This is a genomic window from Trinickia symbiotica (assembly GCF_002934455.1).
Taxonomy (GTDB): domain Bacteria; phylum Pseudomonadota; class Gammaproteobacteria; order Burkholderiales; family Burkholderiaceae; genus Trinickia; species Trinickia symbiotica.
Genome location: NZ_PTIR01000004.1, coordinates 188,093 through 209,084, shown reverse-complemented (window position 1 = coordinate 209,084; position 20,992 = coordinate 188,093). Strand labels below are relative to the sequence as shown.

The following is a 20,992-nucleotide window of genomic DNA, read 5'->3' as shown; positions in this document are numbered from 1 at the left end:
GGGTGGCCGCTCGCCGACACTATTATTGCCGCTCCGCCGCTATCGCCTTCCGCACCGCGCTGGCGGCCGCCCGCACCTGTTCCGGCGCCGTGCCGCCGGGGTGATTGCGGCTTGCCACAGAACCTTCGAGCGTCAGATAGTCGAAGACATCGTCCCCGATCAGATACGCGACGTTCGGCAACTCGCGACGCATTTCATCGAGCGTAAGGTCGGCCAGGTCGCACTGCCGGTCCACGCAGACGCGCACGGCGTGGGCGACGGCTTCATGCGCATCTCGAAACGGCAGCCCGCGCTTGACGAGGTAGTCGGCGAGGTCGGTCGCCGTCGAAAACCCCTGCAGAGCCGCCGCGCGCATCGCTTCGGGCTTCACCGTGATGCCCGCCACCATCTCGGCAAAGATCCGCAGCGTGTCCGCGACCGTGTCGACGGTATCGAAAAGCGGCTCTTTGTCTTCCTGATTGTCTTTGTTGTAGGCGAGCGGTTGCCCCTTCATCAACGTCAGCAATGCCATCAGATGGCCGTTGACGCGCCCGGTTTTGCCGCGCGCGAGCTCGGGCACGTCCGGATTCTTCTTCTGCGGCATGATCGACGATCCCGTGCAGAAGCGATCGGCGAGGTCGATGAAGCCGACGCGCGGGCTCATCCAGAGCACGAGCTCCTCAGAAAAACGCGATACGTGCGTCATGACGAGCGCGGCCGCGGCGGCGAATTCGATCGCGAAGTCGCGGTCCGAGACCGCGTCGAGCGAGTTCGCGCAAATGCCGTCGAAGCCGAGCGTACGCGCCACTGCGTGTCGGTCGATGGGATAGCTCGTGCCTGCGAGCGCCGCCGCGCCGAGGGGCAGGCGGTTCACACGCGCGCGGCAATCGCGCATGCGCTCCGTGTCGCGACTAAACATTTCGACGTAGGCGAGCAGGTGATGGCCGAACGTCACTGGTTGCGCGACCTGCAGATGCGTGAAGCCCGGCATGATCGTCCCCGCGTGCTGTTCGGCAAGCTCGACGAGCGCCAGACGCAGATCGCCGAGCAAACCGCGGATGCGGTCGATTTCGCCGCGCAGCCAGAGCCGGACGTCCGTCGCGACCTGATCGTTGCGCGAACGGCCCGTATGCAGACGCTTGCCAGCATCGCCGACCAGCGCCGTGAGCCGCGCCTCGATATTGAGGTGGACGTCCTCGAGATCGAGCTGCCAGACGAATTCGCCGCGCTCGATTTCCCCCTTGATCTGCGCCATGCCGCGCTCGATCGCGGCAAGATCGTCGGCGCTGATGATCTTCTGCGCCGCCAGCATCTTCGCGTGCGCAAGCGAGCCTTCGATGTCGACGAGCGCCATCCGCTTGTCGAAGAAGACCGACGACGTGTAGCGCTTGACGAGCTCCGACATCGGTTCGGAGAAGCGTGCCGACCAGGCTTCGCTCTTTTTGTGCAGTTGGGACGTCATGGTGGTGGGACCGTTCGGGTGGATCGAGGCGATGTTCGCTGATGCGGTGGCCTCAGTGGCCAGTACTCAGTACTATGCCCGCAGGGAAACGCTCGATTTTATCATTGCGCCGAGGCGCCACCGCGCAAAGCGGGGTTGCCAGGCGGCGCGATTCGTCGAGACGAAGACGCACTCAAGCCGTCGACATCAGCTTGCCCGTGCAAACGACGGGGCCGCTCGGACCGTTGGCGCTCGTCGAGCCGCCGGGCGGCTCCACCGACACGGCAAGCTTCACGAATGCGCTCATTCCGCGCACTTTCATATGAATGATCTTACCCGGCGGCAGCATGCCGAGCGATACGGGCTGTCCGTGCTCGGGGATTCCCCAAAGCTGTTCCGATTTGCCTGGTGGCGGAGCGTCTCCGCCGCTCATCCGGTGCGCGCTCATCATCGCGCTTTCGTCGTCCCACATGACGAACACCATCGTCTTGTTCGTCTGCACGTCGGCGAGGGCGGCGACATAGGAGACGCGCTCGATGACGGGGCGGCCGCTTGCAGTGGTGACTTCGTCGTTGACCACACCAGGCGAAACGGTGGGCGCCGTGGCCGGAGCAAACGGACGCACCGTCCAGGCGAGCACGACGGCGGCGACGAGTGCGAACCCTGTCGCGCCAATCGACCAGCCGCGCCAGAACGACAGGCTCTCGAACCAACGCGGGTTTCGGCGCTGACCAAGAATCGACGTTGCGGTACCGCCACGGGCTTGCTGCTGGTCCTCTATCGCCGCGTTTGCCGAAGACAGGCCGAGCCGGCGCTCGAGCGATCGCCACGCACTCGCAGGCGGCGCGATTGCCGGCGCGAGCTCGGCGAGCGCTCCGATTCGCGCGGTCCACGTGTCGATGGCGGCGCGCACGACCGGATCGCTCTGCGCGAGCCGCTCCAAACGGCGGCGCGCGCCGCCGCGCAGCACGCCGAGCGCGTACTCGCCGGCTAACCGGTCGATCAGATCGGGATACCGGTGCAGATCCATCTCACTGGCCTCCCATGCAAAGTTTCAGCTTCTCGAGGCCTCTGCGCACCCAGGACTTGACGGTGCCGAGCGGCACGTCGAGCGTCTGCGCGATCTCGCCGTGGCTTTGATCGCGCAGGTAGGCAAGCGCCACGGCCTGCCTCTGGTTCGCATCGAGCCTCTTCATGCAAATCTCGAGCTGCCGCGCCGCTTCGCTCAAGAGCGCCGACTCGGCGGGATCCCGCTCGTCACCGGGCAGCAATTCCTCGAACGATTCGCTCCAGTCCTCGAGTGCGATCGTCGATCCGACGCCAGCCGAGTTCATCCCCTCCGCACTTTCCCGCTCGACGGCTTCGGCCCGTCCGGTTTTCTGCCGGCGCAGGAAATCGAGGGCGCGATTGCGGACGATCGCCGTCATCCAGGTCAACGGCGCGGCGAGGTCTTCCCGATAGTCGCCGGCGTAACGCCAGATATTGATGAATCCGTCCTGCAATGCTTCCTCCGCCCATTCCCGCCTGCTCAATATACGAAGCGCGACGCCGAACAGTTTCGCGGCGGTAAAATCGTATAAGGTGCGCAACGCACCGGCGTCCTTCAGCGCGACACGCGAAAGCAGCGCCGCGAGGTCTCGCGGCGTGGGTTGGGGGGGCAGACGCGTCGTCATCGGGAAGGGTGAAAGGGCGGCATGGCGCGCAGTTTCGTCGGAATCCTGATCGCCAGAAAGCCGCTCGTTGCGGTCGTCGGCATTAAAGGGGCTGATCTCCACTGTCGGCCGCTATCTTAACCGCGCTTGACAACGTTCGCCCGCGCCGCGATCAGCGTCGAATCAGCACGACCAGCAGCAGGTCTTCACGGTGCGCGGGCTTGAACGTGATCTGGTCATAAACGATGCGCCCGTCGCGGGGATGATCGAACTCGCGCGCGCCGCCTTCGCGAACGCCCACGTCCTGCGATGCCCAGAAGCGCGCGAACGCTTCGCTTTCGGCTGCCAGGGTGTCGATCAATGCGCGTGTCGGCGCGTCGTTGAGGTGACGGATCGAATCGGCGCGAAACTCGGCGACCAACCGTCGCGCACGCGTTTCCCAATCGACGATCAGTCTGCGCCCGGCGGGCTCCAGAAACGCGAAATAGAGCAGATTGCGGTCGTGGGCCGGCGCTTGGGCTTTGCCGGATCCATCGTCCGGCCCGGTCGGCTCGTCGAGCCAGCCGACGAAGAGCTCGGCCGCCTGCCTGTTCCAAGCCAGCGCGTTCCACTGGCGATCGAGCACGTAGGCGGGCGTGTCTAGGTGATCCACGGTCGCGATGAGCGTAGCCGGCGCGTCGGCGGCGGCCAGTGCGGGCTCCGCCGGATCACGTTCGCCCGCGAGCTCGAAAAGATAAGCGCGCTCGGCACGCGAGAGCTGCAGCGCCACTGCGATGCGTGCCAGCGCCTCGGCCGAGGCCGACACCGGCCGGCCCTGCTCGATCCACGTGTACCAGGTCGCGCTGACGCCGCAAAGCTGCGCGACTTCTTCGCGGCGCAGCCCCGGCGTGCGCCGCCGTGGCCCGGGAGGCAGGCCGACGGCGAGCGGGGACAGACGCTCGCGATGAGCACGGATGAATTCGCCGAGCGCGCGTGCCGGAGTATCGGTGATCGGGGTGGCTTTCGAGGCGCGCGCCTTTGCTGAGCGCCCGGCGATGGTGACGTTGGCCGTAGCGGGAGGCGCCGCTCGGTTGCGGGTGGGGGGTGGGCTAGCCATCGTTTTTCTCGTTGCGAATGCCAAAACAGAAACCAAAAGCCAAACGGATCGAAGCGCAAGCCATCGCGATTTGCCTGACGATAGTCGGGTGGCTCTGATACCAGGATAACTGGTTGCCTTGTACCGGTACTGTGACGACTCTATTGTAGCGACAAGCGCATCGCTTGGATCACGGTTATGCGGACTCGGTCGATGGCAGGTTTCCGCGCCGTATGACGGGCGTCGCCCAACACAACTATCGCTGCTCGCGTGGCTAGCGCCACCGACTTTTCTGGAGGAATCTATGAAACAACACGATCAAGTCGCCGATGCCTTCGGCTCGACGGCCGCTGCCTATTTGGCGAGCCCTACGCATGCGAGCGGTGCGGATCTGGCGACGCTTGCCGCCGAGATTGCGTCGACGCCCGATGCGAAGGTGCTCGACCTCGGTTGCGGGGCGGGGCACGTCAGCTTTGCCGTCGCGCCGCATGCCCAATCGGTGATTGCCTACGATATCGCGCCGCAAATGCTCGCGACCGTCGTTCTTGCGGCGCGCGAGCGCGGGCTCGCTAATGTCGCGACGGAGGAGGGCCCGGCCGAGGCGTTGCCGTTTGCCGATGCCTCGTTCGACTGGGTGGTGAGTCGCTTTTCGGCGCACCACTGGCACGATGTGCCGCGCGCGCTGGCAGAAGTGCGGCGGGTGCTCAAGCCACGCGGGCGGGTGATCTTCGTCGATGTCGTGAGCGCGGCGCATCCCCTCTTCGACACGCACTTGCAGGCGGCGGAAGTGCTGCGCGACGGTTCGCACGTGCGCAACTATGGCGCTGACGAGTGGATCGCGTTTTTCGCGGGCGCCGGGTTCACCGCGCGCATTCGCGAGAACTGGCGCTTGCGGATGGAGTTCGACCAGTGGGTGGCGCGCATGCGAACTCCCGAGGTGCGAGCCGCGGCGATCCGTTCACTGTGGGCCAACGCGCCCGACGAAGTGCGCGAGTACTTCGGCGTACAACCCGACGGTTCGTTCATGATCGATGTTGCGATGATCGAGGCAAGCTAGGCGGTCTCTCTTCGTTCCAGCATGCTCAACCAGAATGAAAAAGCCGCCCTTTTTGGGCGGCTTTTTCGTCCTGAGCGAAGACCAACCGAATGGCCTCACTAGGATGTGTCGTGGCGGCATGATATGTAAGACCGGAGTCGGCCGCAACATTGCGCGCAACGAAAATCGGACGCTTTTACGGCACCGTCACCCCGTATTCCGCAACCCTGCCGCGATCCCGTTGATCGTCAGATGGATCCCGCGGCGCAACCGCGCGTTCGTATCCCCCGCCCGGTGGCGCTTGAGCAACTCGACCTGCAAGTGGTTGAGCGGATCGAGATAGGGGAAGCGGTTCTTGATCGAGCGCGCGAGAAGCGGATTGTCGGCGAGCCGTTCCTCCTTGCCTGTGATCTGTTCCAGTGCCTGCGTCGTGCGTTCCCACTCGGCGACGATGCGCTCGAACACATGCTTGCGCAGCTTCTTGTCCTCGACGAGTTGCGCGTAGCGCGAGGCCACGGCGAGATCGGTCTTCGCGAGCACCATGTCCATGTTCGAAAGCAGCGTCGAGAACAACGGCCAGGTCTTGTACATCTTCTTGAGCGTCGACAGGCGCCGCGTCCGCTCGGTTTCGCTGGAGGCGCCCCCGAGATGCGCGGCGACCGCGCTGCCGAAGCCGTACCAGCCCGTCAGCAACAACCGGCATTGGCCCCACGAGAAGCCCCAGGGAATGGCCCGCAGGTCTTCGATGCGGCGATTCTTCGGATCCTGCAGCTTGCGCGAGGCCGGGCGGCTGCCAATGTTGAGCTCGGCGATCTCGGCGATCGGCGTAGACGAGAAGAAGTATTCGGTAAAGCCCGGCGTCTCATAGACGAGCGCCCGATAGGCGCTCATCGCCGCGTCGGAAAGCGCCTGCATCGTCTCTTCGAAGACGGGCAGGTTCGTCGCGGGCGCGTTGCCGTGCGGCAGCAGGGACGCCTCGAGGGTCGCCGCGACGACCGTCTCGAGGTTGCGCCGGCCGATCTCGGGGTTGCTGAACTTGCTGCCGATCACTTCGCCTTGCTCAGTCAGGCGAATATGACCTTCGACCGTGCCCGGCGGCTGCGAGAGGATCGCCTGATAGGTCGGGCCGCCGCCGCGCCCGACCGTGCCGCCGCGGCCATGAAAGAGGCGCAGCTTGATGCCGTGCTCTTTGAAGAGCGTGACGAGCGCGAGCTCGGCGCGGTAGAGCTCCCAGTTCGACGTAAGAAAGCCGCCGTCCTTGTTGCTGTCCGAGTAGCCGAGCATGACTTCCTGCTCGCTCCCCTGGTGCGCGATCAGCGGCTTGACGCCGGGCAGTCCGAAGTACTCGCGCATGATGACGGGCGCGTTGCGCAAATCGGGAATCGTCTCGAAGAGCGGAATCACCATGAGCCCGCTCCGCGCGCCCGCGTGCTTGCCTGCGAGCGTGCCTTCGAGCAGACCGGTTTCCTTTTGCAGCAGCAGGACCTCGACCAAATCGCTGACTGTTTCGGTGTGCGAAATGATGTAATTGCGCACGGCGCGCGCGCCGAAGCGCTCGCGCACGACGCGCGCCATCTCGAGCACGCCGAGCTCGCTGCGAACCAGCGGCGAGTACTCGAGATAAGCGGAGCGCAAGAGGCGCGGCTGCTCGAGTTCGGCCAGCAGCAGACGCAGCTTGTCGGCTTCGGGCAGCGACGCATAGTCGTCGTGGACGTCCGCGCGCTTGAACAGTTCGGCGATGACGGTCTCATGCACGTCCGAGCTTTGCCGCAAGTCGATGCTCGCCAGGTGAAAGCCGAAGACCTCGGCCGAGCGGGCGAGGGGGGCGAGCCGCGTGCCGACGAGCGATTCGCCGTGATGCGCGTTCAACGAATCGATCAGGACGTTCAGATCACGCGCGAATTCGGCAGCATCCGCATACGGCGTCGCGCGCACGGGTGGCACGCCGGGGCTCACGCCGCGCAACGGCACCGTGCCTTCTCCGAGCCGCACGCGCACGCTTGCCGCGAGCCGCGTGTAGATGCCGATCAGGGCGCGCCGGTAGGGCTCGTCGACGCGATGCGGCGATTGATCGGGCGACGCCTGCGCGAGCGCCTTCAACTCGTCGCTGCAGCCCGAGAGCAGGTTGGACACGGAAAGCTCGGCGCCGAGCGCATGCACTTCCTCGAGGTAATGCTCGAAGATGACGGCGGCCTGGCGCCTCACTGCATGCTCGAGCGTCTCGGAGGTCACGTTCGGGTTGCCGTCGCGATCGCCGCCGATCCAGCTGCCCATCTGAAAGAAAGGCGGCAGACGCGCTTCGAGCTGATGTCGTTCGGCCAGCGCCTCTTCGATGTCGGCATAAAGGGCCGGAATTTCGCGCAGGAACGTCGCACGGTAATACGAAAGCGCGTTTTCGATTTCGTCGGCGACGGTCAGCCGTGAGTCGCGCAGCATACGGGTTTGCCAGAGCGTCGACACGCGTGCGCGCAACAGCGCCTCGTTGCGAGCGCGCTCGCGTGCGGTCAACGGCTGATCTCGCTCCGCCAGCAGCCACGCGATCTGGTGCTGCGCATCGAGAATGCTCTTGCGTTGAACTTCGGTCGGATGCGCCGTCAGCACAGGTACGATCAATGCGTCGTCGAAAAAACGCTTCAGCGCTTCGCCGTCGATGGTGCCCGCGAGCGCGAACCGCTCGAGCGCGTAGGCGATCGTTCCCGCCTGCGGCGCCGACCCCGCCAGCGCGTGAATGCGGCGGCGCCGGTTGTGATGACGATCCTCGGCGATATTGGCGAGATGCGAGAAGTAGCTGAATGCGCGCACGACGCTCACCGTCTGCTCGGGTGTGAGCGCGCGCAATTGCTTCTCGAGCGCGAGTGCGGCGCTGCTGTCGTCCTCGCGACGAAACTTCACGGCGTTCTGGCGAATCGTTTCGACGACCTCGAAGACAGCGTCGCCCTCCTGCTCGCGGACGACGTCTCCGAGCAGGCGGCCGAGGTAGCGGATGTCCTGAAAGAGCGGCTGATCCTTATCTTCGCGGCCGCGGCCGGCGGGCTTCGGTTGCACGAGCGGGCCTGCGGAAGCGGGGGGCACGGTCGCTGAAACGGGCAATGCATCGTTAGTGCGGCGGGCAGCGCGCGCCGATCCGGGGGACGTCACGATGGGTTTCCTCAGTGAAGCGCGGCGGCATCGCGGCCGTCGCGAAAAAGGGGGCAAGGCGTGCGTGCTACCATTCTTCGATGTTCGATCCCGTCATTCGAAGTATCTGTCGATGAATTCCGAGACGCATCATTGCGCGCCACCCGCCACGCTCGTCATCGCCTCGCGCGAGAGCCGTCTCGCGATGTGGCAGGCCGAGCACGTGCGCGACACGCTGCACAAATTATATCCATCTTGCGACGTGCGAATTCTAGGGATGACGACACGTGGCGATCGCATTCTCGATCGCACGCTCTCGAAAGTGGGCGGCAAGGGGCTCTTCGTGAAGGAGCTCGAGAATGCGCTCGCCGACGGTCGCGCCGATCTCGCCGTCCATTCGCTCAAAGACGTGCCGATGGAGTTGCCCGACGGCTTCTCGCTCGCCGCGATCATGGAGCGCGAGGATCCACGCGATGCGTTCGTCTCGAACGCCTATGCGGCGCTCGATGCGCTGCCGCCCGGCAGCGTCGTCGGCACGTCCAGTCTGCGTCGCGAGGCGATGTTGCGCGCACGTTATCCGCATCTCGCCGTCGAGCCGCTGCGCGGCAATCTCGATACGCGGCTCGCGAAGCTCGATCGCGGCGACTATGCGGCCATCATTCTCGCCGCCGCGGGCCTCAAGCGGCTCGGGCTCGGCGCGCGCATCCGCGGCTACCTCGATGCGGCCGAAAGCTTGCCGGCGGCGGGGCAAGGGGCGCTCGGCATCGAAATTCGCTCAGGCAGACCCGAGCTCGCGGCGTGGCTGGCACCGCTGAACGACGAGGCGACGGCCCTTGCGGTCACGGCTGAGCGAGCCGTGTCGCGCGCGCTCGGCGGTAGTTGCGACGTGCCGCTTGCGGCTTATGCGCGCTGGGACGGCGGCGTTTTACGCCTGGCGGGTCGTGTCTCGATGCCCGATGGCTCGCGCATCGCCGCGGCCGAAGCCGAATCGCGCGTTGCCGACGCCGGGGCGGCGCAGGCGCTCGGCCGTGAAGTGGCAGGCGCGCTCGAGGCGCAAGGGGCGCGCGAGATCGTCGCCGTGCTCGCGGCGCAGCGGCCGGGCGAGTCGGCTGTTTGACCGGCGCCATGTTCACGGCCGTCCTCACGCGTCCCGCCGGTCAGTCGGCCGGACTCGCGGCGCGGCTGGCCCGCGACGGCATGGCCGTCCTCGAGTTCCCGCTCATCGGGATCTCCGCGGTCGAGGACGATGCGCCGCTTCGCGCCGCGCTCGCGGCGCTCGAAACGTACGGGCTCGTCGTCTTCGTTTCGCCCAATGCGATCGATCATGCGCTCGCGCGGTTGGAGGGTGCGTGGCCGCGCGGTATCCCCGTCGGCGCGGTCGGCCCTGGCAGCATCGCCGCGCTCGCGCGGCACGGCATCGCGACACCGGTGTATGAAGTCCTCTGTCCGAGGGGAGCCGATCGCGGCGACGCCGGCTCGAGCGGAGGCGAACCTGACTTCGGCGCGCTCCCCGGCGACGACACGGCGGCGAGCGCCGGGCAGGCCAATGGGTCGGCGGGCGCGGAGGAAGGCACGCGCTTCGATTCGGAAGCGCTGTGGGCCTCGCTCGTGGCCCGATTCGGCGAACAGGGCTTCGATGGCCGCCGCGTGCTGATCGTGCGCGGCGACGGCGGCCGCGAATGGCTCGCCGATCGCTTGCGCGAGGCGGGTGCCGAAGTCGACTATGTCGCCGCCTATCGCCGCGTGGTCCCGCAACCGTCGTCCGAAGCGTGGTCGCGCATACGCGCGCTGCTCGCAGGCACGCCGCACGCATGGCTGCTGACGAGCTCAGAGGGCGTGCGCAATCTCGCGGTGCTCGCGCGTGCGCATCTGACCGAAACGGAGCGGGCGGCGCTTGCGCGCGCCCCTTTCGTCGTTCCGCACCCGCGCATCGCCGAGACGGCGCGGGAGTTGGGTTTTGATAGGATTACGCCATCCGGCCCCGGCGACGAGCGTATCGCTACGGCGTTGCGCGGCTTGTCGGCATCGTCTCGCGCATCCCTCGATCAACCGGCTCACGCCTCACCCTCGGCTCATTCGCGCATGACTGATTCGAACCACGATTCACCCAGGACCGTTCCACCGCCGCCGTCGGCCGTGCCGCCGCTGCCGCCCAATGTCCCGTTCCCTTATGACGAACCGCGGCGCCGCGGCGGTGGCGTACTGCTATGGCTCGTGGTGGTGCTCGTCGCGATCGCCACGGGCATCGGCGCCTACGCGCTCAACCGCAAGATGGACCGGCTCGACGCCCGTATGGCCGCGCGCCAGCAGGCGCTCGACACGCAAGCGGCGGAGCTGCGGTTGAAGATGGACGAAGCGCTTGCGTCCGTGCATCAGATGAGCGGGCAGTTCTCGCAGCTCGAGGGCAAGCTCGCCGATGCGCAGACGGCGCAGCAGGCCTTGCAGAAGCAATATGACGATCTCGCGCGCAATCGCGACGACTGGACCTTCGCGGAAGTCGAGCAGATGCTGTCGGCGGCGAGCGAGCAGTTGCAGCTCACGGGCAATACTCAGCTCGCGCTGGCGGCGCTGCAAAGCGCCGATGCGCGGCTCGCGGCGCTGGCGAGCCCGCAGGCGCTCGTCGTGCGCCGCGCGATTGCGCAAGACATCGACAAGCTGAAGAGTGTGCCGTCCGTCGACCTCGCGGGCCTTGCGATCAAGCTCGACGATGCGATCGCGCGGATCGACTCGCTGCCGCTCGCCGGCGAAGCCCCGGTCGTTCACGCGGCGCCGAATACGGCGGCCCCCGCGACGGCGAGTTCGGCCGTGGCGGGCGAACCGCGCTGGAAGGCCTGGTGGCGAACCGTTTCGGCTGCCGTCGGCGCCGAATTAAGAAGCGTCGTGGCGGTGCGGCGAATCGACAATGCCGACGCGATGCTGGCCTCGCCCGATCAGGGCCGGTTCGTGCGCGACAACGTGAAGCTGCGGCTCTTGTCGGCGCGCATCGCGCTGCTCTCGCGCGACCAGACGACGCTGAAGTCCGACCTGCAGGCGGCCGATGCGGCGCTCACGCGCTATTTCGACGGTTCGGCGAAAAGCACGGGCACCGTGCGCGAGCTTTTGAAGCAAGTCGGCGACGGCGCGGCATCGGTGCAGGCGCCCGACATCAACGCGAGCCTGCAAGCCGTGCACAACGCGAAGGCCGGGGGGTGACAATGGCGGTGAGGGGACTCTTGTGGCTCGCGCTCCTGTTCGTGCTGGCGGCACTGCTCGCGACGGTGGGGCGGTTCGATACGGGCCAGGTGCTGATCGTCTATCCGCCTTATCGCATCGACGTTTCGCTGAATTTCTTCGTCGTCGCGATCGTGGCGATCTTCGTCGCGCTCTATGCGCTCACGCGGATCGTCCGCAACGTCTGGATGATGCCGCAACGCGTGGCGGCCTACCGGGCGCGCTCGCGCACAGCGAAGGCGCATGCGGCGTTGCGCGAAGCGATCGGCAATCTTTATGCGGGCCGGTTCTCGCGCGCTGAGAAGGCCGCGCGCGAAGCCCTCTCGAACGACGCTAACAAGGGCGCGGCTAACCTTATCGCTGCAGGCGCCGCGCATCGGATGCGCGAGTACACGCGGCGCGACGAATGGCTCGCGGCCATCGACGCGCCTGACTGGCAGGACGCGCGATTGATGGCGAGCGCCGACATGCGCGCCGACGGCCGCGATGCCGATGGGGCGCTCGCCGCGCTGACCGAAATGCAGTCGCAGGGCGCACGCCGCATTCACGCGCAGCAGATCGCGCTGCGTGCGCACCAGCAGGCGAAGAACTGGGGCGAAGTGCTCAAGCTCGTGAAGACGCTCGAAAAGCGCGAGGCGATCCATCCGGCCGTCGCGGTCCGGCTGCGCCAGCAGGCCGCCGAGAACCTGCTGCGCGACCGGCGTCACGATCCCGAAGCCTTGCTCGCGCTTTGGCAGTCGCTATCGGCGGCCGAGCGGCAGTCGCCGCGGCTCGCCGATCTCGCGGCCGAGTTGCTGATCGCGCTGAACCGGCACGAGGAGGGGCGCAAGATCATCGAGGACGCGCTGCAGCACAACTGGGACGCGCGGCTTTTGCGCCGCTACCCGGACGCCGTGGCGGGCGATGCCCTGCCGCTGATCCAGAAGGCCGAGACGTGGCACAAGACGCGGCCCGACGATGCGGACCTTCTGTTCACGCTCGGCCGTCTGTGCCTGAAACAGCAGCTCTGGGGCAAGGCCCAATCGTTCCTCGAAGGCGCGCTGCGGCTCTCGAACGACAATGAAGCATTGACGATCCGCACGCATCGCGCGCTCGCGCGGCTTTTCGAGGAGCTGGGCGATACGACGCGCGCGAACGAGCATTACCGTGCGAGCGCGCTCGCGATGAACGTCGTCTAAGGTGTCTGCTTCGGAGCGCGCGGCGACATCGAAGCCGCGGCTGCGGGGGCTCAGACGCAGCGGCCGCCGTCGACTTCCAGGCAGACGCCGGTCACGAATTCGGCCTCGTCCGAAGCGAGAAAGAGCGAGGCATTGGCGACATCCTGCGGCGTCGAGAACCGGCCGAGCGGAATCCCGGCGAGAAAGCGCCGGCGATTCTCGGGCGTATCGTCCACGCCCATGAACTCGGTGAGGAGGGCCGTTTCGCCCATGACCGGGTTGACGCAGTTCACACGGATGCGGTCCGGTCCGAGCTCGGCGGCGAGCGCCTTGCTCGCTACGATGACGGCGCCCTTGCTGCCGTTGTACCAGACGAGGCCGGGGCGAGGCCGCACGCCCGCCGTCGACGCGATGTTGACGAAGACGCCGCCCCCTTGCTGACGGAAGTAGGGGACGAACGCCTGCACGCTCCAGTAGATGCCTTTGACGTTGACGGCAAAGACGCGATCGAACTCGGCTTCCGCGACTTCGAGCACGGGCTTGTTGCGATGCGTGGTGCCCGCGTTGTTGACGACGATCTGCACGCTGCCGAAGTCCTCGAGCGCCGCTTGGCGCAATGCCTCCCAATCGGCGCGCTGCGTGACGTCGCCTGCAACGGCGATCGCGCGCGCGCCGCCGAGCGCGATTTCGCTCGCCACGCGTTCGGCCGCGGCGCCGTTCAGATCGTTGACGACGACGTTCGCGCCTTCACGCGCGAACGTCTTTGCGATGCCCTCGCCGAAGCCCGAGCCGCCGCCCGTGACGATGGCCGTCTTGCCTTGCAGTCTCATCGGGATGTCTCCTGGTTGTCTTTCTTGCTCTGGCTCGTTGATTCGGGGTACTGACCGTCTCTGCGTCCCAAACCGTCGTTATCCGTGGCGAATCGCGATCGTTTTGAGGACCGTGAACCCGTAAAGCGCCTCGAAGCCCTTCTCTCGGCCGTAGCCCGATTGCCCGGTGCCGCCGAACGGCAGTTCGACGCCGCCGCCGGCGCCATAGTTGTTGACGAAGACCTGGCCGGCGCGCAGGCGCCGCGCGAGCCGCAGTTGGCGCGCGCCGTCGCGCGTCCAGACACCGGCCACGAGCCCGTAAGCCGTGCCGTTCGCCAGCGCGATCGCATCGGCTTCGTCTTCAAATGGCAAGGCAGCGAGCACGGGCCCGAAAATCTCCTCGCGCGCGATGCGATGCGTGCGCGGGACGTCGGCAAGAAGCGTCGGCGGCTGGTAGAACCCGCCTGTCGGCGCTTCCTCACTGACCGTGCCTTGTGCGGCGATGCGGATACCGTCGCGCTTCGCCTCGTCGATGAACTGCGCGACGCGTTGCCGCTGCTTCGCGTTGATGAGTGGCCCGCAATCGGGATCGAGTCGTGCCGGCCCCGCGCGCAACCCGGAAAATGCTGACGAGAGCCGCTCGACGAGCGGCTCGTAGATCGCTCGCTCGATCAGCAATCGGCTGCCCGCCGAGCACGTCTGGCCTGCGTTTTGGAGAATGGCCGACATGAGCGCGGGCATCGCCGCATCGAGGTCGGCATCGGCGAAGACGATCTGGGGCGACTTACCGCCGAGCTCGAGCGTTACGGGCGCATGATGCTCGGCGGCCATTCGCGCGACGAGCGCGCCCACCTGGGGTGAACCCGTGAACGAAATGTGGCCGATGCCCGCGTGCTGCGCCAGCGCCGCGCCCGCTTCGGTGCCGTAGCCCGTCACGATGTTGAGCGCGCCCGCCGGCAGCCCGGCTTCGGCCGCAAGCGCGGCGACCCGCAGCAGCGAGAGGCAGGCGTCCTCGGCCGGCTTGACGACGCAGGCATTGCCGGCCGCGAGTGCCGCGCCGACACTGCGTCCGAAAATCTGCATCGGGTAGTTCCACGGCACGATATGGCCCGTGACGCCGTGCGGCTCGCGCACGGTGAGGACGGTGTAGCCGGTTTGATAGGGGATGGTCTCGCCGTGCAGTTTGTCGGCGGCGCCCGCATAGAACTCGAAGTAGCGCACGAGCGCGGCCGCATCGGCACGCGCCTCGCGCAGCGGCTTGCCTGTGTCGCGCGCTTCGAGTTCGGCGATTTCGTCGCGGCAGGCGGCGACGAGCATCGAAAGACGGTAGAGCAGACGCCCGCGCTCGGCGGCGCTCAAGGCGCCCCAGTCGCCTTCGAACGCCGTGCGTGCCGCGGCGACGGCCGCATCGATATCGGCGGCGCTGCCGCGCGCAATCCGTGCGAACGGCAAGCCGTCGGCTGGATCGATCACATCGATGGTCTCGTGATTCGACGGAGCGGCCCACTGTCCGCCGATGAAATGCTTCGCTTCCTCCATGCAGGCTCCTCCTCATCGAAAGGTAGAACCGAGCGGCAATTATCGCGCCGATCGGCGCCGATGTGGCGTGAGCTACGGGAATGCCCGCAGACACTGAAAGACGCATGCGCGAAAGCGGGCATGCGAGCGCGCAGTGGGGGGCATGGAAGCCGGGCGTTTGCGGCGGACAATGGGGCGGCAGGGGCGTCACATGCGCTCGGCTATAATGGCGCGCATCGCCTTCGTCGGGCCGCCGCACTATTTTTGCGTCCTTCGCCGCCCGTCGTCACCACGCTTCATCAACGTTTTGTTTCCACCGTCCGTCGAGAAAACGTCATGAGCTTCAACAACGTCCCCGCAGGCAAGGATTTGCCGCACGACTTCAACGTCATCATCGAAATCCCCGCGCAGAGCGATCCGGTGAAATATGAGGCCGACAAAGAACTCGGCCTGCTCGTCGTCGATCGCTTCATCGGCACCGGCATGCGCTATCCCGTCAACTACGGCTACATTCCGCAGACGCTGTCGGGCGACGGCGATCCCGTCGATGTGCTCGTCATCACGCCGTTTCCGCTGATTCCCGGTTGCGTCGTGCGCTCGCGCGCGCTCGGCATGCTGCAGATGACCGACGAGTCGGGCGTCGATGCGAAGCTCGTCGCCGTGCCGCACGACAAGCTCTGCCCGATGACCGCGCACATGAAGTCGATCGACGATGTGCCCGCGTACTTGAAGGATCAGATCAAGCATTTCTTCGAGCAATACAAAGCACTCGAGAAGGGCAAATGGGTGAAGGTCGAGGGCTGGGCCGATCTCGATGCAGCACACAAGGAAATCACTGAAGGCGTCGTGAACTTCAAGAAGTAATCGCCGAAGCTTCACCGGAGGCGAGCCTCGCGCCGAGGGGTTCGCCGATCTACCGCAACATCGCCCTGCCGCGCGTCTTCTTCGCGGCCCGGTTCTCGCCCCAATCCCCCTCTCCGCAAGCAGGTCGTTACCCGGCGTTCGTGACTTCGGCGTCCAGAGCATTTCCTCTAAATCTGTTACTAGAAATTACCGGTGCGCTCCAAATTGGTGCGTTTCGGTCGCTCGTCCGCGAGACGACTGCGCCGCTGCATGCGCCTCTGCACGCGCCACGGACCGGTCCGTCCATTTTTTTTGCACTAAAAGCGTGCACAAAAAGCGCGCACTGCACCTTAAAAGATTTTTATTCCATCAAACAAATTTTGACGCCTTGTTTGTGTCTTGATATGTTCGCGTCCATCTCGCGGCCGGGCAATTCGAGTTGAGCCAGCGAAACGAGCGGAAACGTTGGCGTCGGCTATTTGAATAGTAGTCCTAATTAATTTGTAAGCTAGACCGCGATGGAGAAGACGAGGGGATGTCGGCGTATTGAATAGGACTCCTAATTAATTTGTAAGGAACGACCGACGTAAATGGCTAGGCATGCAGCGGCATGCCGACGGCCCTTGCTCGCCGGTACGTTCCTGCGCGACAACGGCATAGAAGGGGTGAAATGAAACTAACGATTTTGGGATCGGCCATACGGAAAATCCTATGGGCGGAAATGGCGCTGACGGCGGCATTGGGTGCGAATGCGGCGTTCGCGCAGACGGAGCCCGCCGCGACAGGGAATTCGAATGCGGCCCAGGCCGAGGCTCCGAAGGCTGCATCCGGGGCGGCGGCCGCTGCCCCGGATGCGGCGTCGGGGGCCGCGGCAACCGGTGCCGTTCACAAGATCCAAGGCATCCAGGTGACGGGATCCTTGATCCGCAGCTCCGACAAGGTCGGCTTCAACCAGGTTCAAACGATCACCCCCAAGGACATCCAGCAAAGCGGCGCGACGACTGTCGCCGACTTTCTGCGCAATGTCTCGGCCAATTCGGCCAATAGCTGGAGCGAAGGCCAGGCGGGCAACTTCGCGGCCGGCGCGGCCGGCATCGCGCTGCGCGGTCTGTCGGAGAAGTACACGCTCGTCTTGGTCGATGGCCAGCGCGTCGCGCCGTTCGCATTCTTCTCGAACAGCGTCGACTCGTTTTTCGACTTGAACACACTGCCGCTCAACGATATCGAGCGCATCGAGATCGTCAAGACGGGCGCCGTCTCTCAGTACGGCTCGGATGCGATCGCCGGCGTGGTCAACATCATCACCAAGCACAACTTCCACGGTCTACAGCTCGACGGCAGTTACGGCAGCGCCATCAACGGCGGCAATGGCGACGGCACGACGAAGTTCGGCATCCTCGGCGGCTTTGGCGATCTGAACGCGGATCGTTTCAATGTCACGGTGGCCGCGAGTTACTATAAGTCGAACGGCTTCACGCTCGCCGATCGCGATTCCACGCGCAATCAGGATTTCACGAACAAGCCGGGCGGCTTCTCGCTGCTTGCGCCGTCGTACTGGAACATGCCCGATGGCAGTGCACAGGCCCTGAGCGGGTGCCCGTTCGGCGGCTCGGTGCACCCGGCGGCGACCAACTCGCTGACGGCGGGCTTGCCGGGCACGGTCTGCTCGTACAACACGGCGGAAAGCACGTCGATCGCGCCGATGACGGAGCGCCTCAACGCAAAGCTTCACGCGGACTTCAAGATCAACGACACCACGACGGCGTTTGCTGACTTCCTCGAGAGCAACAACAGGACGACGACCAACGACGGCCTATGGAACAACGTCATCGGGAATCCGCAGAACCCGGCGCTCGTCTGGAACCCGCAGACGCAACTGCTCTCGCCGTTCAACACGGTCGTGCCGGTCACGAACCCGTATAACACCACGGGCGCGGCGACGCCGTTGACCTATGCGTTCCCGGGCGCCGTGGCGGAAAAGACGTACTCGAACTATTGGCGCGCCGCCACCGGCGTGAAGGGAACGTTCTCGCTGCCGTACGGCGACTGGGACTGGGCAACGTCGGTCAGCCACTCGCAAAACACGGTCTCGAACGTCTTTACGAACCAGCTCAACGTTGCCGCGCTCAACAATATCTATCAGAACGGCACGCTGAACTTCGCGAATCCGGCGGCCACGCCGAACGCGTTCAACGGCTTGTACCAGGACGCGAACACGCTGGGCATCTCGAAGCTGGACACGATCGACGCGACGATCTCGACGCCGAACCTGTTCCACCTGCCGACCGGCGATGTCGGTATCGGCTTCGGCGCTCAATTCACGCACCAGAGCGAAGCGCTGACGCCGGGCGCGGAGTATCTGTCGGGTGCCGTCATCACTCCGAACCTGCAGACGGTGAACGGTTCGCGCAATGTCGCGGCCGTCTATTACCAGGTCGACATTCCGGTCGTGCGCAACCTGACGTTCAGCCAGTCGGGCCGCTACGACCATTACACCGACGTGGGCGGCGCGTTCTCGCCGCGCTTCGCGCTCCGGTATCAGCCGGTGCAGGCATTGACGATGTACACGTCGTATAACCGGGGCTTCCGCGCGCCGACGTTCGTCGAAGACAGCAAGTCCCAGACGCTCGGCATCCAGGTCGACCCCGCCACCGGTCAGAACTATACGTCGATCACCGTCGGCAACCCGAACCTGGCACCCGAGCGCACGCGCAACCTGAACATCGGCTTCCAGCTTTCGCCGAGCCGTTACACCGATTTCGGTCTCGACTGGTACAAGATCCGCATCGACAACGTCATCGGCCAGGGGGCGCCTTCTCAAATCGCCATCGATCCGACGACGGGGCAACTTCTGTACAAGGTGATTCCGTACCAGAACCTTGGATACCTCGACACGAACGGGTTCGAAGCCACGTTCCGTCAGTCGGTGCCGGTCAAAACGCTGGGTACTTTCACGCTGTCGGGCGACTGGGCCTATGTCAAGAACTACCGCCTCGGCATTCCCGGTCAGGCTCCGGTCGACGGCGCGGGCAACAACTTCACGCTCACGCAGCCGTTCGGCGGCAGTTTCCCACGTTGGCGCGGCAATACCACGCTGGATTGGAACTACCACCGCTGGGACGCCGCTCTGACGTGGCAATTCACGGGCCCTTACGCGCAGAACCTCTTCGCCGCGCCGGCTCCGACCAAAGTGGGTTCGTACAGCCAGTTCAACCTGATGGTGACGTACACGGGCTTCAAGCATTGGACGATTTACGGCGGCATCGACAACATTTTCAATCGCACGCCGCCGTATGACCCGATCTTCGCGAACGGCACGTTGGATCAGACTGGCTACGACACATCGCTCTACTCGTACATCGGGCGATTTGCGCAGATCGGCGCGACCTACAAGTTCTAAGTCCCGAGCCGAGTATGAAAGAGCTTGCCGCCCGCCCGCGCGAATTCGGACGCAGACAGCAGAACCCCGCGCGCCGCTTCGGCGGCCTCGCGGCTGTCATCGCGCTGCACATCGTGATCGTCTACGCGCTCGTCAACGGCCTTGCCAACAAGGTCGTGCGCGTGATCGAAAAGCCGATCGAGACGAAGATCATCGAGCCGGTCAAACCGCCGCCGCCTCCGCCGCTTCCGCCCGTGCAGCTTCCGCCGCCGAAGTTCGCGCCGCCGCCCCCGCCGTTCGTGCCGCCGCCGGAAGTGCCGGTCCAGGCGCCGCCGCAGCAGACGATCGTGCATCAGGCCACGCCGGTCGAGACGCCGAAAGCGGTGCCGCCCGCGCCGCCGGCCGCGCCCGCGCCAAAGCCCGCACCGTTGCAGACCTCGGTTGGCGTCGTATGTCCGAATTCGGACGAGGTCCGCAATTCGATCGTCTACCCGAAAGACGCGCAGGAAAACGGCGATACGGGCAACGTCGTGATCGAGTTCACCGTCGATCCGCAAGGACACATCACGAACGAGCACGTGGCGCAATCGTCCGATCACGACAGTCTCGATACGGCTGCGTTCCGGGCGGTCAAGCGATTCAACTGCATTGCGCAAGGTCAGGCCGTTCGCGTCCAGGTGCCGTTCTCGTTCAATCTCAATTGAGCATCGAACGCCTACGGACGCGCGCAACGCCTACCCAGCATTCGCGGCCGCCGTTGCGTCGTGCTATCGACAGCGGGCAACGGCGGCGCATTGATCAACCGATCTTAGACCGGCTCATCGAGCGAGCCGGATTGGAGCAGAAGATGAAAAAGCGTTCCCTTACCGCACTGGCTGCCAGCCTCGTGATCGGTTTCGCCGCTGCCGAAGGTATCGTCGTGCCGACCGCAGCCCATGCGCAGGCCAGCGACGCGAGCGCCGCGGCGTCCGCCTCGAATGCCGCCACGGCCGCCGCGTCCGCGCCGGCGCCGCAAAGCGCCGCCCCGTCCGCCGACAACACGGCTGCGCCCGACGCCTCGCCCGCGGGCGAGACCGTCACGAACCCCTACGGGCTCGGGGCGCTCTGGAAGAACGGCGATTTTGTCGCGCGCTTCGTGCTCGGGCTGCTCGTCATCATGTCGATGGGCAGTTGGTACATCATGATCACGAAGTTCTTCGAGCAACTGCGCGCGAACCGCCGCGCGAAGCATGCCGACGAGCAACTCTGGAGCGCGCCATCGCTTGCCGAAGGCGTCAAGCAGCTCGACGAGTCTTCGCCGTTCCGCTTCATCGCCGAGACGGCCATCGAGGCCGGCGCCCATCACGACGAGGCGCTGCTCGAGGCCGTCGACCGCAACACGTGGATCGACGTCTCGATCGAGCGTGCGATCACGAGCGTCTCGAATCGCCTTCAAGACGGCCTCGCGTTCCTCGCGACGGTCGGCTCGACTTCCCCGTTCGTCGGGCTCTTCGGTACCGTCTGGGGCATCTATCACGCGCTCACCGCGATCGGCATCGCCGGGCAGGCATCGATCGACAAGGTCGCGGGCCCCGTCGGCGAGGCGCTCATCATGACCGCGATCGGCCTTGCCGTAGCGGTCCCGGCCGTGCTCGGCTACAACTTCCTCGTGCGTCGGAACAAATCCGTCATGGAGCGCGTGCGCGCGTTCGGCGCCCAGCTCCATACGGTGTTGCTCGCGGGCGGCAAACGTCCGGCGCGTGCCGCGCAAAAATCGCCCGCGGCCGTCGAGTAAGC

At 65.6% G+C, this 20,992-nt stretch carries 15 protein-coding genes; 8 read left to right on the top strand and 7 right to left on the bottom strand.

Annotated elements, in window-relative coordinates; genetic code table 11:
• Nucleotides 1-22: 22 nt before the first annotated feature.
• From argH to B0G57_RS08725, 4 genes are all read right to left on the bottom strand, one after another.
• Nucleotides 23-1,441, bottom strand: coding sequence for an argininosuccinate lyase (gene argH, locus B0G57_RS08740; RefSeq protein ID WP_018443096.1), 1,419 nt, complete (start codon nt 1,439-1,441; stop codon nt 23-25).
• A gap of 172 nt (nt 1,442-1,613) precedes the next feature.
• The gene (locus tag B0G57_RS08735; RefSeq protein ID WP_018443095.1) at nt 1,614-2,450 is read right to left on the bottom strand and encodes an anti-sigma factor; all 837 of its coding nucleotides are present in this window, start codon (nt 2,448-2,450) and stop codon (nt 1,614-1,616) included.
• Between the two features lies 1 nt (nt 2,451).
• Nucleotides 2,452-3,093 (bottom strand): sigma-70 family RNA polymerase sigma factor, encoded by a 642-nt coding sequence (locus B0G57_RS08730; RefSeq protein ID WP_051090111.1) that lies wholly within the window; start codon nt 3,091-3,093, stop codon nt 2,452-2,454.
• A gap of 151 nt (nt 3,094-3,244) precedes the next feature.
• Nucleotides 3,245-4,168, bottom strand: a complete 924-nt coding sequence (locus tag B0G57_RS08725; RefSeq protein WP_102607142.1) for a helix-turn-helix transcriptional regulator — start codon at nt 4,166-4,168, stop codon at nt 3,245-3,247.
• Between the two features lie 283 nt (nt 4,169-4,451).
• Between B0G57_RS08725 and B0G57_RS08720 the strand changes: the two genes are divergently transcribed.
• Complete coding sequence (locus B0G57_RS08720; protein WP_018443092.1) at nt 4,452-5,204, top strand: class I SAM-dependent methyltransferase; 753 nt, start codon at nt 4,452-4,454, stop codon at nt 5,202-5,204.
• 186 nt (nt 5,205-5,390) lie between these two features.
• On the opposite strand, the gene ppc is transcribed toward B0G57_RS08720, so the two are convergent.
• A complete protein-coding gene (gene ppc, locus B0G57_RS08715; RefSeq protein WP_018443091.1) occupies nt 5,391-8,321 on the bottom strand; it encodes a phosphoenolpyruvate carboxylase in 2,931 nt (976 codons plus the stop codon).
• A gap of 112 nt (nt 8,322-8,433) precedes the next feature.
• On the opposite strand from ppc, the gene hemC reads away from it, so the two are divergent.
• The 3 genes from hemC to B0G57_RS08700 are packed head-to-tail and all read left to right on the top strand — an operon-like array spanning nt 8,434 to nt 12,688.
• Nucleotides 8,434-9,417 carry a hydroxymethylbilane synthase gene (hemC, locus tag B0G57_RS08710; protein WP_026230115.1) on the top strand — a complete coding sequence of 328 codons (984 nt, stop codon included), beginning with the start codon at nt 8,434-8,436 and terminating at the stop codon, nt 9,415-9,417.
• Between the two features lie 8 nt (nt 9,418-9,425).
• Nucleotides 9,426-11,492, top strand: a complete 2,067-nt coding sequence (hemDX, locus tag B0G57_RS08705; RefSeq protein ID WP_018443089.1) for a fused uroporphyrinogen-III synthase HemD/membrane protein HemX — start codon at nt 9,426-9,428, stop codon at nt 11,490-11,492.
• A gap of 2 nt (nt 11,493-11,494) precedes the next feature.
• On the top strand, nt 11,495-12,688 hold the full coding sequence (locus tag B0G57_RS08700) for a heme biosynthesis protein HemY (RefSeq protein ID WP_018443088.1): 1,194 nt from the start codon (nt 11,495-11,497) through the stop codon (nt 12,686-12,688).
• A gap of 50 nt (nt 12,689-12,738) precedes the next feature.
• Here B0G57_RS08700 and B0G57_RS08695 read toward each other — a convergent pair whose 3' ends face one another.
• Together B0G57_RS08695 and B0G57_RS08690 are read right to left on the bottom strand one after the other, a co-directional pair.
• Complete coding sequence (locus B0G57_RS08695) at nt 12,739-13,497, bottom strand: SDR family oxidoreductase (protein ID WP_018443087.1); 759 nt, start codon at nt 13,495-13,497, stop codon at nt 12,739-12,741.
• A gap of 78 nt (nt 13,498-13,575) precedes the next feature.
• Complete coding sequence (locus B0G57_RS08690) at nt 13,576-15,015, bottom strand: aldehyde dehydrogenase family protein (RefSeq protein ID WP_018443086.1); 1,440 nt, start codon at nt 15,013-15,015, stop codon at nt 13,576-13,578.
• Nucleotides 15,016-15,330: 315 nt separating this feature from the next.
• On the opposite strand from B0G57_RS08690, the gene ppa reads away from it, so the two are divergent.
• From ppa to B0G57_RS08670, 4 genes are all read left to right on the top strand, one after another.
• Nucleotides 15,331-15,858 carry an inorganic diphosphatase gene (ppa, locus tag B0G57_RS08685; protein WP_020566475.1) on the top strand — a complete coding sequence of 176 codons (528 nt, stop codon included), beginning with the start codon at nt 15,331-15,333 and terminating at the stop codon, nt 15,856-15,858.
• A gap of 649 nt (nt 15,859-16,507) precedes the next feature.
• Nucleotides 16,508-19,237 carry a TonB-dependent receptor gene (locus B0G57_RS08680; protein ID WP_026230114.1) on the top strand — a complete coding sequence of 910 codons (2,730 nt, stop codon included), beginning with the start codon at nt 16,508-16,510 and terminating at the stop codon, nt 19,235-19,237.
• A 14-nt stretch (nt 19,238-19,251) separates the two neighbouring features.
• Nucleotides 19,252-19,920: an energy transducer TonB gene (locus tag B0G57_RS08675; RefSeq protein WP_018443083.1), complete on the top strand. Its 669-nt coding sequence runs from the start codon at nt 19,252-19,254 to the stop codon at nt 19,918-19,920.
• Nucleotides 19,921-20,063: 143 nt separating this feature from the next.
• Nucleotides 20,064-20,990: a MotA/TolQ/ExbB proton channel family protein gene (locus B0G57_RS08670; protein ID WP_018443082.1), complete on the top strand. Its 927-nt coding sequence runs from the start codon at nt 20,064-20,066 to the stop codon at nt 20,988-20,990.
• Nucleotides 20,991-20,992: the final 2 nt, after the last annotated feature.

Excerpts from the sequence above, each read along its gene's own strand:
- B0G57_RS08730 (WP_051090111.1), bottom strand. The coding sequence starts at position 3,093 with ATGACGACGCGTCTGCCCCCCCAACCCACGCCGCGAGACCTCGCGGCG.
- B0G57_RS08700 (WP_018443088.1), top strand. The coding sequence starts at position 11,495 with ATGGCGGTGAGGGGACTCTTGTGGCTCGCGCTCCTGTTCGTGCTGGCG.
- hemC (WP_026230115.1), top strand. The coding sequence starts at position 8,434 with ATGAATTCCGAGACGCATCATTGCGCGCCACCCGCCACGCTCGTCATC.
- B0G57_RS08670 (WP_018443082.1), top strand. The coding sequence starts at position 20,064 with ATGAAAAAGCGTTCCCTTACCGCACTGGCTGCCAGCCTCGTGATCGGT.
- B0G57_RS08690 (WP_018443086.1), bottom strand. The coding sequence starts at position 15,015 with ATGGAGGAAGCGAAGCATTTCATCGGCGGACAGTGGGCCGCTCCGTCG.
- argH (WP_018443096.1), bottom strand. The coding sequence starts at position 1,441 with ATGACGTCCCAACTGCACAAAAAGAGCGAAGCCTGGTCGGCACGCTTC.
- hemDX (WP_018443089.1), top strand. The coding sequence starts at position 9,426 with ATGTTCACGGCCGTCCTCACGCGTCCCGCCGGTCAGTCGGCCGGACTC.
- B0G57_RS08725 (WP_102607142.1), bottom strand. The coding sequence starts at position 4,168 with ATGGCTAGCCCACCCCCCACCCGCAACCGAGCGGCGCCTCCCGCTACG.
- B0G57_RS08675 (WP_018443083.1), top strand. The coding sequence starts at position 19,252 with ATGAAAGAGCTTGCCGCCCGCCCGCGCGAATTCGGACGCAGACAGCAG.
- B0G57_RS08720 (WP_018443092.1), top strand. The coding sequence starts at position 4,452 with ATGAAACAACACGATCAAGTCGCCGATGCCTTCGGCTCGACGGCCGCT.
- B0G57_RS08695 (WP_018443087.1), bottom strand. The coding sequence starts at position 13,497 with ATGAGACTGCAAGGCAAGACGGCCATCGTCACGGGCGGCGGCTCGGGC.
- B0G57_RS08680 (WP_026230114.1), top strand. The coding sequence starts at position 16,508 with ATGAAACTAACGATTTTGGGATCGGCCATACGGAAAATCCTATGGGCG.
- ppa (WP_020566475.1), top strand. The coding sequence starts at position 15,331 with ATGAGCTTCAACAACGTCCCCGCAGGCAAGGATTTGCCGCACGACTTC.
- B0G57_RS08735 (WP_018443095.1), bottom strand. The coding sequence starts at position 2,450 with ATGGATCTGCACCGGTATCCCGATCTGATCGACCGGTTAGCCGGCGAG.